This is a genomic window from Nocardioides aquiterrae, from assembly GCF_039526625.1.
Classification (GTDB): Bacteria; Actinomycetota; Actinomycetes; order Propionibacteriales; family Nocardioidaceae; genus Nocardioides; species Nocardioides aquiterrae.
The window spans coordinates 411,988-425,354 of record NZ_BAAAJE010000006.1; the positions used below are offsets into that span (position 1 = coordinate 411,988).

The following is a 13,367-nucleotide window of genomic DNA, read 5'->3' on the forward strand; positions in this document are numbered from 1 at the left end:
GCATGGCCTTCATGAGCCCAGCTACCCGCGAGTACGACATCGTCCTGGTCGGCGCGACCGGCTTCACCGGCGGCCTGACCGCCGAGTACCTCGCCCGCCACGCCCCGGCCGGGCTCCGGTGGGCGCTGGCCGGGCGCAACCAGCAGAAGCTGGCGGCGGTCCGCGACCGGATCGGGGTGGACGTCCCGCTGCTGACGGCCGACGTGACCGACCCGGCGTCGCTGGCCGACCTCGCCGCGAGCACCCGGGTGGTGATCACCACCGTGGGGCCGTACCTCGAGCACGGCGAGCCGCTGGTCGCCGCATGCGCGGAGGCGGGCACCGACTACGTCGACCTCACCGGTGAGCCGGAGTTCGTCGACCGGGTCTATCTGCGCCACCACGCCACCGCCGAGCGCACCGGGGCGCGGATCGTGCACGCGTGCGGGTTCGACTCGGTGCCGCACGACCTCGGCGCGATGTACTGCGTCCAGCAGCTCGCCGCGACCGGGCCGGTGCGGGTCCGGGGCGTGGTCCGTTCCGGCGCGACGGCCTCGGGCGGCACCATCCACTCCGCGCTCGGCCAGTTCGCGCGGGCCCGCCAGATGCGCTCGGCGATGCAGGAGCGCCGGCGGGCCGAGCCGCGTCCCGAGGGACGCCGGTCGCGCGCGGTCGCGGGCAAGCCGCACCGGGACCCGGTCCTCGGCTACTGGCTGGTCCCGCTGCCCACGATCGACCCGTTCGTCGTCGCGCGCAGCGGCGCCGCGCTGCCGGCGTACGGCCCGGACTTCTCCTACTCCCACTACGCGGGGACCAAGACCCTGCGGTACGCCGTGGGCGGTGCGGCCGGCGCGGTCGCGCTGTTCGGCGCCGCACAGCTGCCGCCGCTGCGCAAGCTCCTGCTCAGCCGGGTCCGCCAGGGCGAGGGACCGGACGAGCAGCGCCGCGCGAAGTCGTGGTTCCGCGTCGACTTCGTCGGCGAGGGCGACGGCCGCACCGTGCACACCCGGGTCAGCGGCGGCGACCCCGGCTACGACGAGACCGCGAAGATGCTCGCCGAGTCGGCGCTGTGCCTCGCCCTCGACGACAACCCGCCGACCGCCGGGCAGGTCACCACCGCCCAGGCGATGGGTGACAACCTGCTCGCCCGGCTCCAGGCGGCCGGGATCCGGTTCGAGGTCGTCGAGTAGCCCCCTGCCTCGGGCCACCCCATCGGCCGGTTTGACCGCTCACCCGGCCGGTCACCGGACGGGCATGCCCGAGCTGCCGGACGTCGAGGTCTTCCGGCGGACGCTCGCGCACTCCTCGCTGCACCGTGAGATCACCGGCGTGGAGGTCGCCGACCCGATGGTGCTGGAGGACGTGTCGGCCGCGGACCTCGAGCGCGAGCTGACCGGGTCGCAGCTGACCGCCACCACCCGCCACGGCAAGCACCTCTACGTGCGCCGCGACGCCGGGCCGGCGCTCGCGCTGCACTTCGGCATGACGGCGTACCTCGAGCCCGATGCCGCGGACGCCCCCGAGCCCGACCACGCGCGGGTCACCCTGCTGTTCGAGGGCGACCGCCGCCTGGTGTTCGTCGACCAGCGCCGGTTCGGCCGGATCACGCTCGTCGACGACCCCGCCCGGGACGTCGAGGAGCGCGGCCTCGGTCCCGACGCGCTCGCGATCGACCGGCCCGGGCTGCACGACCGGCTCGAGGTGAGCCGGGGCGGACTCGCCGCCACGCTGATGGACCAGTCCGTCGTCGCCGGTATCGGCAACATCTACTCCGACGAGGTCCTCTTCCACGCCCGCCTCGACCCGCGGATGCGCGCCTCGACCGTCACCGACCGCGAGGTGGCCCGCCTGCACCACCAGCTGCGCCGCGTCCTCGAGCGCGCCATCGAGGCCCACGCGCGGCCGGAGGCGATGCCGGCGGGCTGGCTGATCCACGCGCGCGAGGACGGCGCCCCCTGCCCCCGCGGCAACGGCACCGTGCGGCCCTACTCGGTCGCCGGCCGGACGGCGTACTGGTGCCCGGAGTGCCAGGGGGGCGACTGACCGAACGTCCGCGGCCGCGGGACGTCATACGGACGGAGCAAGGGGACACACTGTCCGTATGACGTCCCGGCGCGGATGAGTGCCCCAGGTAGGAGTCGAACCTACGACCTTTCGCTTAGGAGGCGGCTGCTCTATCCACTGAGCTACTGGGGCCCGGGGTGAGGGTACAAGAGCAACCGGCCCGCTCAGGGATCCGCGGACATGACCCGGTCGAGGCGGACGAAGTGGTACCCGCGGTCCCGGAGCCGGGCGATGATCGTGGGCAGCGCGTCGGCGTCGAGCGTGGTGCCGTCGTCGGGGTTGGAGCCGACGTGCATCAGCACGATCGCGCCGGGCTCGGCGGCCGCGAGCACGCGGGCGACCACGGTCGCCTCCGTCTGCCCGCCGGACGTGCCCTCCCAGCCGAGGGTGTCGACCGTCCAGCCGAACGGCACGTAGCAGAGGCCGTTGACCAGCCCGATCAGGTGGTCGGTGCGGGCGCCGTACGGGAAGCGGAAGAACCGTCGCGGGTCTTCGCCGGTGGTGGCCCGGATCGTGGCCTCCGCGCGGCGCACCTGGGCGGTGACCCGCCGGTCGGTCAGCGTGGTGAGGTCGGGGTGCGTCATCGTGTGGTTGCCGACCAGGTCGCGCCCGGCCAGCCGCCGCGACGTCGCCGGGTACCGCTGCACGAACGCCCCGGTCAGGAAGAACGTCGCCGCGACCTTCGTCCGGCGCAGGGTCGCGCGGATCGACGGCACGCCGTCGGCGTTCGCGCCCGCGTCGAAGGTGAGCGCGACCCGCTTCCCGGTGATCGGGAGCCGGTCGACCTGCTGCCCGGCGAACCGGGACGGCACGGCACAACCGTGCAGGACGGGCGCGGTCGCGCTGCCTCCTCTGGCGGGGCACCCGGTCAGCAGCAGGCACGCGCACACGAGCGCCGCCAGGCTCCGCGACCGTGCCACCGGACCCACCTCGATCCGCACCTCATCCGCATCTCCAGTGTGGCCGGGCACGGGTCGCGGCCGTACGGACCTTCGGACACGGGGCCGGGGACGATGGTCCTGCCGCCGACCGCCGTTTTGTTTCAACCCGCTGGTCACAGGGAGACTTAAGGTTCGAGCCCTACCGTGGCCGAGCCCGCAGTCCCGACAACCGAGGTACGACGATGTCCGACGCCGCGCCCGACAGCGCCGAGCGCGACCCCGCCGTCCCCAAGCGCCGGGCGAAGGTCCGCAAGCGCCACACCGTCGGCAAGGTGCTGCTCGCCAGCGTCCTGGTGCTGGCGATGGCCACCGGCCTCGGGACCATCTGGGCGTACCGCCACCTGAGCGGCAACCTCAACGGGCTCGACGTGACCGGCCAGCTGGAGAACCGCCCGGACAAGTTCGCGGTCACCGGCCCGCAGGAGCCGCTGAACGTCCTCGTGATGGGGTCCGACAGCCGCGACTGCGCCGGCTGCAACATCGACAACCTGACCGGCGGCGGCCAGCGCTCGGACACCACGATCCTGTTCCACCTCTCGGCCGACCGCCAGCGGGCCTACGGCATCTCGATCCCGCGCGACTCCATGGTCGACCGGCCCGACTGCAAGGCCACCGACGGCTCCACCATCCCGGGCGCGGACAACGTGATGTGGAACGAGGCGTTCGGCCTCGGCGGGCCCGCCTGCACGATCCAGCAGTTCGAGCAGCTCACCGGGATCCGCCTCGACCACTTCGTGGTGGTCAACTTCGAGGGCTTCCAGGGGATGGTCGACGCGATCGGCGGCGTGGAGGTCTGCATCCCCGAGCCGATCGTCGACCCGGCCCACGGCATCAACATCGAGGCCGGCACGCGCAAGATCAAGGGCAAGGAGGCCCTGAACTACGTGCGCGAGCGGTACGTCGTCGGCAACGGCTCGGACATCGGCCGGATGAAGCGCCAGCAGGCGTTCATCGCCTCGATGGCCCACCAGGTCGTCACCGCGGGCACCCTCGCGCGCCCCGACCACCTGCTGCGCTTCCTCGACGCGGCGACCAAGTCGCTGACCGTCGACAAGGGCTTCGACAACCTCGTCGACATCACCAAGCTCGGCATCCAGTTCAAGAACATCGGGCTGGACAACATCCAGTTCATCACGATCCCGAACATCCCCGACCCCGCCGACCCGAACCGGCTGGTCTGGAAGGAGCCCCAGGCCAAGCAGGTCTGGGACAAGATCGCGCACGACGAGCCGCTGACCAAGAAGCTCAGCGAGGACGTCATCAGCGCCGGCAACCTGCCCGGCTCCGGCTCGCCGTCCTCGTCCGGCGGCGGCAAGAAGAACGAGGCCGACAAGCAGGCCCTCCAGGACGCGGGGCTCTGCACGTGAGCGGTCGCACGCCCGAGTCGGACTGGGAGCGCCGCAAGCGCCGCGCCGAGGTGTTCGGCGAGACGCTGCCGGAGACCACGACCGACGAGCGGGACGAGTCGCCGGCCCGCGAGGGGGACGGCGACCAGTGGCTGCGGGAGCAGGTGCCCCCGCACCATGGCAAGACCTGATCAGGTCGTGGGCGGCCGGCCCTGCTGCGCGGCCAGCAGGTCGCGGATCTCCTGCAGGAGCTTGATCTCCTCCGGCGTCCCCGGAGGGGCCGGCGGGAAGTAGCGGTCGCGGATCTTGGTGTAGGGCAGCACGACGAGGAAGTACACGACCGCCGCGAGGATCACGAACGAGATCAGCGCGTTGAGGAAGAACCCGCCGTCCCCGAGCTCGGTGCCCTGGAAGGTCTCGGACGCGCCCGGCAGCTTTGCGGTCAGGAACGCCGTGAACGCGGTGACCACGGCGCCGAACGCCGTGCCGATGATGACCGCGACCGCGAGGTCGACCAGGTTGCCCCGGAGAATGAAGTTCTTGAAGCCGCTCATGCGGCCACGCTAGCCGCCGAAGGCGATCGTCAGGAACGTCCGCACCGAGGCGTCGGCGATGCGAGGGACGTCACTCGGCGGCGCGCCGACCACCACCAGCCGGCCGGTCAGCCCCGCCGCGCCGACCTCGCCGTCCCCGGGCGGCAGCGCCAGCACCGGTACGTCGCTCGCCACCAGCGTGGCGGGGCCGCCCTGCGGGTGCGCCGAGACCAGGTCGACGCGGTCGCCCACGGTCAGCAGGCCGGCCATCGCGGCGTCCGGCAGCCGCACCGGGACCGCGGCCAGGCCCGGGTAGCCGTCGGTCAGCGACGGCCCGACGAGGCGGACGTCGGTGACCGGCTCGCCCGCGCGGAGCGGCGCCGCGAGCGTGTGCCCCGCCGGGTCGGCGACGGCGCCGTCCGGGACCGAGCCCGGCGCGAAGCCCGCCGTGCGCAGGTCGCCGGGGGAGAGGACCGCGCCCGAGGGCAGGTCGCGCGCGGCGACCAGCACGTGCACCGCGGCGGGCGGCGGTGCGGTGGCGGCGTGCAGCCCGGTCGCCACCGCGACGGCGGTCAGCAGCGCGGCGAGCGGCCGGCGGCGCGCGAGCACGGCCCGGCGTACCGGGCGGACGAGGGCAGCGAGGCGGCGCATGCCGCGACGCTAGGTGGGATCAGCCGGACGTGCGCCGGCTCTCCACAGGCGGTGTCCGGAGCCCGTCGAAGCGCGTCAGTCGGAGGACGTCGAGGCGGCGGCCGTGGCGGCCGGCTTGGACTCGGTCTTCGTCTCGGTCTTCGTCTCGGTCTTCGTCTCGGTCTTCGTCGACGAGGTGTCCGAGGAGCTCGAGTTCGAGCGGCTGTCCGTGCGGTAGAAGCCGGAGCCCTTGAAGACGACCCCGACGGCGTTGAACACCTTGCGCAGGCGCCCGCGGCACTGCGGGCACTCGGTGAGCGCGTCGTCCGAGAAGCTCTGGACCTGCTCGAAGGCGTGGTCGCACTCGGTGCAGGCGTATTGATAGGTCGGCACGGTTCTCCTCCACGGCTGGCCGATGCTGGCACTCGACCCTGACGAGTGCCAATGGTACGACACGGCACAATGGCGGTCGACATGGTTGGCGGGTTGGGGTTCCGGGGATGGCCGCGCGCGGCCCGCGTCGCGACGTACGTCGCCGCCGGCCTGGTCGTCCTGCTGATCGGGATGCTGCTCACCGCCGTGCACCTGGTGCGCCAGCCGTTCCCCCAGACGACCGGCGAGATCGAGGTCCCGGGCCTGACCGGCCGGGTCGAGGTGGTCCGCGACGACGCGGGCATCCCCCAGGTCTACGCCGACTCGGTCGACGACCTGATGCGGGCGCAGGGCTACGTGCACGCCCAGGAGCGGTTCTTCGAGATGGACGTGCGGCGGCACGCGACGGCGGGCCGGCTCGCCGAGATGTTCGGCTCGGCCGCCCTCGAGAGCGACGAGTACGTGCGCACCATGGGCTGGCGCCGGGTCGCCGAGCAGGAGCTCGCGCTGGTCTCGCCGGAGACCCGCGCCGCCCTGACGGCGTACGCCGACGGCGTCAACGCCTACCTCGACACGCACACGCCCAGCGAGATCGCGGTCGAGTACACGGTCCTCAACGCCGGCGGGCTCGGCTACGAGCCGGAGCCCTGGACGCCGGTGGACTCGCTGGCCTGGCTCAAGGCGATGGCGTGGGACCTGCGCGGCAACATGACCGACGAGATCGACCGGGTGCTGGCCCTGGCCGGGCACTCGGCGCGCGAGGTGGCGCAGCTGTACCCGCCGTACGACTACGACGCGCACCGGCCGATCGTCGGCCAGGGCGCGGTCGTGGACGGCGTCTTCGAGCAGGACGCGACCGCCCCCGGCACCCGCAACCCGCGGCGCCCGGCGTACACCGCCGACATGCGCGGAGCCCTGGCCCGGCTGCGGGCGGGGCTGCAGGACCTGCCGCCGCTGCTCGGCCACGGCGACGGGCTGGGGAGCAACAGCTGGGTGGTGAGCGGCGACCACACCGACACCGGCGGGCCGCTGCTCGCCAACGACCCGCACCTCGGCGTCTCGGTGCCGGGGGTGTGGATGCAGATGGGGCTGCACTGCCGCGAGGTCACCGAGGACTGCCCGCTGGACGTCGCGGGTTTCACGTTCTCCGGCGTGCCCGGCGTGATCATCGGCCACAACCGCGACATCGCCTGGGGCTTCACCAACCTCGGTCCCGACGTCAGCGACCTCTACCTGGAGAAGGTCGAGGGGAGCCGGTGGCGGTACGACGGCCGGTGGCGGCCGCTGCGCACCCGCACCGAGACGATCAAGGTCCACGGCGGCGACGACGTCACGCTCACGATCCGCTCGACCGCGCACGGCCCGCTGCTCTCCGACGTCGCCGACGACGTGGCCGAGGCGGGCGAGGACCCGCCCGGCGTACCGCCGGGGGAGTACGCCGTCGCGCTCCAGTGGACCGCGCTCCAGCCCTCCACGACCGCGGACGCGGTCCTCGGGATCGACGCGGCCACCGACTGGGACGAGTTCCGGGCCGCGGCGGCGTCGTTCGCCGTACCGGCGCAGAACCTCGTGTACGCCGACCGCGAGGGCCACATCGGCTACCAGGCGCCGGGCCTGGTCCCGATCCGCAAGTCCGGCAACGACGGGCTGCTGCCGGCCGCCGGGTGGAAGCCGGAGAACGACTGGACGGGCGACTACGTGCCGTTCGACGGGCTCCCGAGCGTGCTGGACCCCGACGACGGGTTCGTGGTGACCGCCAACCAGGCCGTCACCGGGCCGGACTACCCCTACTTCCTCACCGACGACTGGGACCGCGGCTACCGCGCCCAGCGGATCCGCGACCTGATCCAGCGGCAGCTCGACGGCGACGGCACGGTGTCGGCCGGCGACATGCTCGCCATGCAGCTCGACGACCTGAACCCGATGGCGGCCGAGCTGGTGCCCTACCTCCTGGACGTCGACCTGCCCCACGGCTACTACTCGGCCGGGCAGTGGCAGCTGCGGCACTGGGACTTCCACCAGGGCGCCGACAGCGCGGGCGCGGCGTACTTCAACGCGGTGTGGCGCAACCTGCTGGCGTTGACCTTCCACGACGACCTGCCGGCCGACATCTGGCCGGCCGGCGGGGACCGCTGGTACGCCGTGGTGACCGAGCTGCTGCACGACCCGGAGTCGGCGTGGTGGGACGACAAGCTCACCCCCGACCTCGACGAGACCCGCGACGACATCCTGCGGCAGGCACTGCTCGACGCCCGCGACGAGCTCACCCGGCGGCAGGCGCTGGACAGCGACCACTGGACCTGGGGGCACCTGCACCGGCTCGACCTGCACCACCCGTCGCTGGGTGAGTCCGGCATCGGCCCGGTGGAGTGGCTGGTCAACCGCGACGGCTGGGAGGTCGGCGGCGGCTCGTCGACCGTCGACGCGACCGCCTGGGACGCCGCCGACGGGTACGACGTCGTCAGCGCGCCGTCGATGCGGATGGTCGTGTCGCCGGCGGACTGGGACGCGTCGCGCTGGATCAACCTGACCGGCGTCTCCGGCCATCCCTTCGACCAGCACTACACCGACCAGACCGACCTCTACGTCGACGGCCGGACCCTCCCGTGGCCGTTCACCCAGGACGCCGTCTCCGACGCCGCCGCCGACGTCCTCACCCTCGAGCCCGCCCCCGCGGCCGACTGACCCAACGCCGACTCGGCATCACGCGAGGCGGCGGATGCCGGACGGGGTGGCGGCGTGGCCGACCGGGCGGTCGTGCGGCTCGACCGGGATGTCCAGGCCGACCTCGCCGTCGTAGAGCAGCGCGCAGGTGAAGGTGCCGACCGGCACCCGGCCCAGGGCGCGGTCGTAGCAGCCGCCGCCGCGGCCGAGGCGGACGCCGGTCGGGGAGACCGCCAGCGCCGGCACCAGCACGACGTCCGCGGTGGCGATCGCGTCGACGCCGAGCCGCTCGCCGACCGGCTCCAGCAGGCCGTAGCGCGCCGGGGCCAGGTCGTCCGGGTCGCGGTAGACGGCCCAGTCCAGGTCCATGCCGGGCAGCACGACCGGGAGGATCACCCGCTTGCCGGCGGCGCGGAGCCCGTCCAGGAGCGGGCCGGTGCCGGGCTCGCCGTTCATCGAGACGTACGCCGCGACGGTCGCCGCGCGCCGGACGTCGACGCCGGCCAGGAGGTGCGCGGCGAGGTCGCGGGCGGCCTCGCCGACCTCGCCGATCGACCGCCGCTTGCGCGCGGCGAGGAGCTGGTCCCGCACCGCCACCTTGGCGGGGGGTTGCCGGGTCGTCACGGGGGAAGCCTACGATCGTGGGTATGGGAAGTGCTGGCCTGAACAAGGCACGCGACAAGATGGTGCAGGCCGGGGTCGATCCCGTGGCGATCGAGACGTTCGCGCACTACTACCGGCTGCTCGAGCACGGTGAGACGGGGATGATCCCCGAGTCCTCGATCGAGCCCGTCGACATGGAGTCGCTGGCGAGCGTCGAGGTGTCCGACGAGGACGCCGCCGCGGCGCTCCGCACCACTGCCGTCATCAAGCTGAACGGCGGCCTCGGCACCTCGATGGGGATGGACCGCGCGAAGTCGCTGCTGTGCGTGCGCCGCGGGCTCTCCTTCCTCGACGTGATCGCCCGCCAGGTGCTGCACCTGCGCGACAAGTACGACGCCCCACTGCCGCTGCTGTTCATGAACAGCTTCCGCACCTCCGCCGACACGATGGCGGCGCTGGCGCGCTACCAGGACCTGCCGGTCGAGGGCCTGCCGCTGGAGTTCCTGCAGAACAAGGAGCCCAAGCTCAACGTCAAGGACCTCTCGCCGGTCTCGTGGCCGAAGGACCCCGACCTCGAGTGGTGTCCGCCCGGCCACGGGGACCTCTACACCGCGATGCGCGGCACCGGCCTGATCGACCAGCTGCTCGCGGCCGGCTACCAGCGGGTCTTCGTGTCCAACTCCGACAACCTCGGCGCGGTCCCCGACCCGCGGCTCGCCGGCTGGTTCGCCACCAGCGGGGCGCCGTTCGCGATCGAGGCGGTCCGCCGGACGCCCTCGGACCGCAAGGGCGGCCACTTCGCCCGCCGCAAGGCCGACGGCCGGATCGTGCTCCGCGAGACCGCCCAGACGCTCCCGGCCGACCAGGCCGCGCTCGCGGACCTGGACCGGCACCGCTTCTGCTCGACCAACAACCTCTGGTTCGACCTCGCGGCGATGAAGCAGGCGCTCGACCAGCGCGACGGGGTCCTCGGCCTGCCGCTGATCCGCAACGTCAAGAACGTCGACCCGGGCGACAAGTCCACGCCCGAGGTGATCCAGATCGAGACCGCGATGGGCGCGGCCGTCGAGGTGTTCGAGGGCTCCCGGCTGATCGAGGTCGGTCGCGACCGGTTCGTGCCGGTGAAGACCACCAACGACCTGCTGGTGCTGCGCTCCGACGTCTACGACCTCGGCGGCGACTTCGTGCTCGACCAGGCGTCGGCGGAGATCCCGTTCGTCGACCTGGACGGCAGCTACTACAAGCTGGTCGGCGAGTTCGACAAGCGCTTCCCCGAGGGCGCGCCGTCGCTGAAGAAGGCGAGCTCGCTCAAGGTCGCCGGCGACTGGACGTTCGGCCACGGGGTGCAGGTCATCGGGGACGTCGAGCTCGAAGCCAGCTCGGCCAAGCGGATCGACGCCGACACCGTGCTCACCACCGATGGCTGACGGCCTGACGTCGGTCGACGACCACCTCGCGCGGATCCTGGCGGCGATCGAGCCGCTGCCGGCCTACCCCCAGCCGCTGATGGAGGCGCTCGGGCTGCCGGTCGCCGAGGACGTCGTCGCCCCGATCAACCTGCCGTCCTTCGACAACTCCGCGATGGACGGGTACGCCGTGCGCCACGAGGACGTCGTGTCCGCCTCGGCCGAGTCGCCCGTCCACCTGCCCGTGGTCGGCGAGATCGGCGCCGGCAAGGCGAAGCTGGTGGCGATGTCGCCGGGCACCGCGGTCAAGATCATGACCGGTGCGCCGGTGCCCGCCGGTGCGGACACGGTGGTGCCCTACGAGTGGACCGACCGCGGGGTCGCGCAGGTGCGGATCGAGCGCGCGCCGTCGTACGCCCAGCACGTCCGGCCCGCGGGCGACGACGTGCAGGTCGGCGACGTGCTGGTCTCGGAGGGGACCGTGCTGGGCCCGCGTCACCTCGGCCTCCTCGCCGCGGTCGGCCGCGCGAGCGTGCTGTCGCGGCCCCGGCCGCGGGTGGTGGTGATCTCGACCGGCTCCGAGCTGCGCGAGCCCGGCACCCAGCTCGGCCACGACTCGATCTACGACGGCAACTCGTTCCTGCTCGCGGCGGCGGCGCGGAAGGCCGGCGCGATCGCCTACCGCGTCGGGATCGTGCCCGACGAGCCGCGCGCGTTCCTCGACGCGCTCGACGACCAGCTCGTGCGCGCCGACCTGGTGGTCACCAGCGGCGGGGTCTCGCAGGGCGACTTCGACGTCGTCAAGGAGGCGCTCGCGCCGCTCGGCTCGGTGTGGTTCGGGGGCGTCGCGATGCAGCCGGGCAAGCCGCAGGGCTTCGGGCTGCTCGGCGACGACCGCACCCCGATCTTCACGCTGCCGGGCAACCCGGTCTCGTCGTACATCTCCTTCGAGATGTTCGTGCTGCCGGCGATCCGCAAGCTGATGGCCCGTACGCCGTACGCGCGCCCGACCGTGACCGCTCGGCTGACCCACGACCTGCGGTCCCCGGACGGCCGGCGGCAGTTCGCGCGGGCGGAGTACTCGGTCGACAAGGCCGGCCCGGCGGTGACGCCGGTGGGCGGACACGGTTCCCACCTGATGGGCGATCTGGCACAGTCCGACGCGCTGGTCGTCGTGCCCGAGGGCGTCGCGCAGGTCGCGGCGGGCGAGCAGGTCCAGGTGCTGAGGCTCGACGAGGAGTTCTGATGGGCGCGCTGCCAGATTCTGGGGGTCTCACCCACGTCGACGAGTCGGGCGCCGCGCGGATGGTGGACGTGTCCGGCAAGGACGTCACTGCCCGCACCGCGACCGCGTCCGGTCGGGTGCTGGTCTCCGCCGAGGTCGTCGCGCTGCTGCGCGGCGAGGGCGTCCCGAAGGGCGACGCGCTCGCGGTCGCCCGGATCGCCGGGATCATGGGCGCGAAGCAGACGCCGGCGCTGATCCCGCTCTGCCACCCGCTCGCGGTCTCCGGGGTCACCGTCGACCTCGCGGTGGCGGACGACGCCGTCGAGATCAGCGCGACCGTGAAGACCACCGACCGGACCGGGGTCGAGATGGAGGCGCTCACCGCCGTCTCGGTCGCCGCGCTGACCGTCGTCGACATGGTCAAGGCCGTCGACAAGGGCGCGGTGATCACCGACGTCCGCGTCGAGACCAAGACCGGAGGCAAGTCGGGGGACTGGGCCCGATGACGATGCGGGCCGAGGTCGTGGTCGCCTCCAACCGCGCCGCGGCCGGTGTCTACGAGGACGCCACCGGGCCGCTGCTCGTGGCGTTCCTCGCGGAGCTGGGGTTCACGGTCGACCCGCCGGTCGTGGTACCGGACGGGGACCCGGTCGGCGCAGCGATCCACGCCGCCGCGGACGGCGGCGCCCGGGTGGTGCTGACGACCGGCGGCACCGGCCTCACGCCGACCGACCGCACGCCCGAGGTGACCCGTGCGCTGCTCGACTACGAGGTGCCGGGCATCGCCGAGGCGATCCGCGCGTACGGCGTCGCGCAGGGCGTCCCGACCGCGGTGCTGTCCCGCGGGGTGGCCGGCGTGGTGGGCTCGTGCCTGGTCGTGAACCTGCCCGGCTCGCGCGGGGGAGTGAAGGACGCGATCGCCGTGCTGCGGCCGATCCTCGTGCACGCCGCCGAGCAGGTCGTCGGGAGCGACCATTGACGTCACGGTCGAGCGCGTGGCCGGCCTGGCTCACCGCCGGTGAGGTCACGGTCCGGCCGCTGGCGTACTCCGACGCCCACGCCTGGCGGGAGGCCCGGCGCCGCAACGCCGCCTGGCTGCGGCCGTGGGACGCGACCGTGCCGCCCGGGGCGGACGCCCGCCCGTCGTCGTTCCGCGCGCTGGTGTGGCGGCTGCACCGCCAGGCCCGCGCCGGCGCGACGTACCCCTTCGCGATCGACGTCGACGGCCGGTTCGCCGGCCAGGTGACCGTGAACAACGTGGTGCGCGGGTCGGCGCAGTTCGCGTCGATCGGCTACTGGCTGGACCGGCAGTACGCCGGCCGCAGCGTGATGCCGCGCGCCGTGGCGCTGGTCGTCGACCACTGCTTCGGGCCGGCCGGCCTGCACCGCATCGAGATCGCGATCCGCCCGGAGAACTCCAACTCGCTGCGGGTGGTGGAGAAGCTCGGGCTGCGCGAGGTGGGGTACGCGCCCAAGTACCTGCACATCGACGGCGACTGGCGCGACCACCGGCTCTACGCGGTCACCGTCGAGGAGGTGCCGGAGGGGATGCTCGCCCGGCTCGAACACCATCAGTCACACGAGTGATTTCGCGACACACTGGT

15 protein-coding genes and 1 tRNA gene are annotated in these 13,367 nt (G+C 73.2%); 10 read left to right on the forward strand and 6 right to left on the reverse strand.

The genetic code is table 11. The features are described from left to right. The first annotated feature begins 11 nt into the window (after positions 1-11). Together ABD086_RS08720 and ABD086_RS08725 are read left to right on the forward strand one after the other, a co-directional pair. Positions 12-1,169 (forward strand): saccharopine dehydrogenase family protein, encoded by a 1,158-nt coding sequence (locus tag ABD086_RS08720; protein ID WP_343907099.1) that lies wholly within the window; start codon positions 12-14, stop codon positions 1,167-1,169. 64 nt (positions 1,170-1,233) lie between these two features. Further along, entirely contained in the window at positions 1,234-2,022 is a 789-nt protein-coding gene (locus ABD086_RS08725) for an Fpg/Nei family DNA glycosylase (protein ID WP_343907100.1), read from the forward strand. 80 nt (positions 2,023-2,102) lie between these two features. Here ABD086_RS08725 and ABD086_RS08730 read toward each other — a convergent pair. Together ABD086_RS08730 and ABD086_RS08735 are read right to left on the reverse strand one after the other, a co-directional pair. Beyond that, positions 2,103-2,175, reverse strand: a tRNA-Arg gene (locus ABD086_RS08730). A gap of 32 nt (positions 2,176-2,207) precedes the next feature. Further along, positions 2,208-2,855 (reverse strand): polysaccharide deacetylase family protein, encoded by a 648-nt coding sequence (locus tag ABD086_RS08735; protein WP_343907101.1) that lies wholly within the window; start codon positions 2,853-2,855, stop codon positions 2,208-2,210. Positions 2,856-3,166: 311 nt separating this feature from the next. Here ABD086_RS08735 and ABD086_RS08740 point away from each other — a divergent pair, with 311 nt between their 5' ends. Beyond that, on the forward strand, positions 3,167-4,351 hold the full coding sequence (locus tag ABD086_RS08740; protein ID WP_343907102.1) for an LCP family protein: 1,185 nt from the start codon (positions 3,167-3,169) through the stop codon (positions 4,349-4,351). Next, the gene (locus tag ABD086_RS08745; RefSeq protein ID WP_343907103.1) at positions 4,348-4,521 is read left to right on the forward strand and encodes a hypothetical protein; all 174 of its coding nucleotides are present in this window, start codon (positions 4,348-4,350) and stop codon (positions 4,519-4,521) included. The genes ABD086_RS08740 and ABD086_RS08745 overlap by 4 nt, the downstream gene beginning before the upstream one ends. On the opposite strand, the gene ABD086_RS08750 is transcribed toward ABD086_RS08745, so the two are convergent. The 3 genes from ABD086_RS08750 to ABD086_RS08760 form a co-directional block, all read right to left on the reverse strand. Continuing rightward, positions 4,522-4,884, reverse strand: coding sequence for an MscL family protein (locus ABD086_RS08750; RefSeq protein WP_343907104.1), 363 nt, complete (start codon positions 4,882-4,884; stop codon positions 4,522-4,524). A gap of 9 nt (positions 4,885-4,893) precedes the next feature. Next, positions 4,894-5,514: an SAF domain-containing protein gene (locus tag ABD086_RS08755; protein ID WP_343907105.1), complete on the reverse strand. Its 621-nt coding sequence runs from the start codon at positions 5,512-5,514 to the stop codon at positions 4,894-4,896. A gap of 75 nt (positions 5,515-5,589) precedes the next feature. After that, positions 5,590-5,886 (reverse strand): FmdB family zinc ribbon protein, encoded by a 297-nt coding sequence (locus ABD086_RS08760; protein ID WP_343907106.1) that lies wholly within the window; start codon positions 5,884-5,886, stop codon positions 5,590-5,592. A 93-nt stretch (positions 5,887-5,979) separates the two neighbouring features. Between ABD086_RS08760 and ABD086_RS08765 the strand changes: the two genes are divergently transcribed. After that, entirely contained in the window at positions 5,980-8,550 is a 2,571-nt protein-coding gene (locus tag ABD086_RS08765; protein WP_343907107.1) for a penicillin acylase family protein, read from the forward strand. 18 nt (positions 8,551-8,568) lie between these two features. On the opposite strand, the gene ABD086_RS08770 is transcribed toward ABD086_RS08765, so the two are convergent. After that, positions 8,569-9,153: a 5-formyltetrahydrofolate cyclo-ligase gene (locus tag ABD086_RS08770; protein WP_343907108.1), complete on the reverse strand. Its 585-nt coding sequence runs from the start codon at positions 9,151-9,153 to the stop codon at positions 8,569-8,571. Between the two features lie 23 nt (positions 9,154-9,176). Between ABD086_RS08770 and ABD086_RS08775 the strand changes: the two genes are divergently transcribed. Genes ABD086_RS08775 through ABD086_RS08795 form a run of 5 tightly spaced genes read left to right on the forward strand, consistent with a single transcriptional unit; the run spans position 9,177 to position 13,350 of the window. Then, positions 9,177-10,559: a UTP--glucose-1-phosphate uridylyltransferase gene (locus tag ABD086_RS08775; protein ID WP_343907109.1), complete on the forward strand. Its 1,383-nt coding sequence runs from the start codon at positions 9,177-9,179 to the stop codon at positions 10,557-10,559. Beyond that, positions 10,552-11,784 (forward strand): molybdotransferase-like divisome protein Glp, encoded by a 1,233-nt coding sequence (gene glp / locus ABD086_RS08780; protein WP_343907110.1) that lies wholly within the window; start codon positions 10,552-10,554, stop codon positions 11,782-11,784. Before ABD086_RS08775 ends, glp begins: the two co-directional genes overlap by 8 nt. Beyond that, on the forward strand, positions 11,784-12,269 hold the full coding sequence (moaC, locus tag ABD086_RS08785; protein ID WP_343907111.1) for a cyclic pyranopterin monophosphate synthase MoaC: 486 nt from the start codon (positions 11,784-11,786) through the stop codon (positions 12,267-12,269). The genes glp and moaC overlap by 1 nt, the downstream gene beginning before the upstream one ends. Then, complete coding sequence (locus tag ABD086_RS08790; protein ID WP_343907112.1) at positions 12,266-12,742, forward strand: MogA/MoaB family molybdenum cofactor biosynthesis protein; 477 nt, start codon at positions 12,266-12,268, stop codon at positions 12,740-12,742. Before moaC ends, ABD086_RS08790 begins: the two co-directional genes overlap by 4 nt. Further along, complete coding sequence (locus tag ABD086_RS08795) at positions 12,739-13,350, forward strand: GNAT family N-acetyltransferase (RefSeq protein WP_343907113.1); 612 nt, start codon at positions 12,739-12,741, stop codon at positions 13,348-13,350. The genes ABD086_RS08790 and ABD086_RS08795 overlap by 4 nt, the downstream gene beginning before the upstream one ends. The last annotated feature ends 17 nt before the right edge of the window (positions 13,351-13,367 follow it).

Excerpts from the sequence above, each read along its gene's own strand:
- ABD086_RS08720 (WP_343907099.1), top strand. The coding sequence starts at position 12 with ATGAGCCCAGCTACCCGCGAGTACGACATCGTCCTGGTCGGCGCGACC.
- ABD086_RS08725 (WP_343907100.1), top strand. The coding sequence starts at position 1,234 with ATGCCCGAGCTGCCGGACGTCGAGGTCTTCCGGCGGACGCTCGCGCAC.
- ABD086_RS08740 (WP_343907102.1), top strand. The coding sequence starts at position 3,167 with ATGTCCGACGCCGCGCCCGACAGCGCCGAGCGCGACCCCGCCGTCCCC.
- ABD086_RS08750 (WP_343907104.1), bottom strand. The coding sequence starts at position 4,884 with ATGAGCGGCTTCAAGAACTTCATTCTCCGGGGCAACCTGGTCGACCTC.
- ABD086_RS08755 (WP_343907105.1), bottom strand. The coding sequence starts at position 5,514 with ATGCGCCGCCTCGCTGCCCTCGTCCGCCCGGTACGCCGGGCCGTGCTC.
- ABD086_RS08775 (WP_343907109.1), top strand. The coding sequence starts at position 9,177 with ATGGGAAGTGCTGGCCTGAACAAGGCACGCGACAAGATGGTGCAGGCC.
- glp (WP_343907110.1), top strand. The coding sequence starts at position 10,552 with ATGGCTGACGGCCTGACGTCGGTCGACGACCACCTCGCGCGGATCCTG.
- moaC (WP_343907111.1), top strand. The coding sequence starts at position 11,784 with ATGGGCGCGCTGCCAGATTCTGGGGGTCTCACCCACGTCGACGAGTCG.
- ABD086_RS08790 (WP_343907112.1), top strand. The coding sequence starts at position 12,266 with ATGACGATGCGGGCCGAGGTCGTGGTCGCCTCCAACCGCGCCGCGGCC.